This window comes from Enterobacter sp. EC_64, assembly GCF_019584165.1.
Classification (GTDB): domain Bacteria; phylum Pseudomonadota; class Gammaproteobacteria; order Enterobacterales; family Enterobacteriaceae; genus Enterobacter; species Enterobacter roggenkampii.
In genome coordinates this window covers 1-1338 of record NZ_VDAS01000067.1, presented here as the reverse complement: position 1 = coordinate 1338, position 1338 = coordinate 1, and the positions used below count along the sequence as shown (strand labels likewise).

Annotated in this window: 2 rRNA genes; both read right to left on the bottom strand. The window is 50.9% G+C overall.

Going from position 1 to position 1338, the window contains the following annotated elements:
• Nucleotides 1-618 (bottom strand): 23S ribosomal RNA (locus FHC52_RS22460); the annotation flags it as partial.
• A gap of 198 nt (nucleotides 619-816) precedes the next feature.
• Nucleotides 817-1338, bottom strand: a 16S ribosomal RNA gene (locus tag FHC52_RS22455); the annotation flags it as partial.

Here is a 1338-nt window from a genome sequence, read left to right as displayed (position 1 = left end):
CCCCTATACGGTTAACCTTGCTACAGAATATAAGTCGCTGACCCATTATACAAAAGGTACGCAGTCACACCACGAAGGTGCTCCCACTGCTTGTACGTACACGGTTTCAGGTTCTTTTTCACTCCCCTCGCCGGGGTTCTTTTCGCCTTTCCCTCACGGTACTGGTTCACTATCGGTCAGTCAGGAGTATTTAGCCTTGGAGGATGGTCCCCCCATATTCAGACAGGATACCACGTGTCCCGCCCTACTCTTCGAGTTCACAACCTGTGTGCTTTCGTGTACGGGACTGTCACCCTGTACCGTGCGACTTTCCAGACGCTTCCACTAACACACAAGCTGATTCAGACTCTGGGCTGCTCCCCGTTCGCTCGCCGCTACTGGGGGAATCTCGGTTGATTTCTTTTCCTCGGGGTACTTAGATGTTTCAGTTCCCCCGGTTCGCCTCGTTAACCTATGTATTCAGTTAACGATAGTGTGTCGGAACACACTGGGTTTCCCCATTCGGACATCGCCGGGTCAAAGGTTCATATCACCTCGCCGGCGCTTTTCGCAGATTAGCACGTCCTTCATCGCCTCTGACTGCCAGGGCATCCACCGTGTACGCTTAGTCGCTTAACCTCACAACCCGAAGATGTTTCACTTCTGATTGCGAAAATTTGAGAGACTCGAACACACCTTAAAGATGTGTCGTTTCAATTTTCAGCTTGATCCAGATTTTTAAAGAGCAAAACTTCTTAATGCACTCAAAAGTACATTCAGAAGTTCATCATTCATCAGACAATCTGTGTGAGCACTGCAAAGGCAGGTTCTTTAAGGTAAGGAGGTGATCCAACCGCAGGTTCCCCTACGGTTACCTTGTTACGACTTCACCCCAGTCATGAATCACAAAGTGGTAAGCGCCCTCCCGAAGGTTAAGCTACCTACTTCTTTTGCAACCCACTCCCATGGTGTGACGGGCGGTGTGTACAAGGCCCGGGAACGTATTCACCGTAGCATTCTGATCTACGATTACTAGCGATTCCGACTTCATGGAGTCGAGTTGCAGACTCCAATCCGGACTACGACGCACTTTATGAGGTCCGCTTGCTCTCGCGAGGTCGCTTCTCTTTGTATGCGCCATTGTAGCACGTGTGTAGCCCTACTCGTAAGGGCCATGATGACTTGACGTCATCCCCACCTTCCTCCAGTTTATCACTGGCAGTCTCCTTTGAGTTCCCGGCCGAACCGCTGGCAACAAAGGATAAGGGTTGCGCTCGTTGCGGGACTTAACCCAACATTTCACAACACGAGCTGACGACAGCCATGCAGCACCTGTCTCAGAGTTCCCGAAGGCACCAA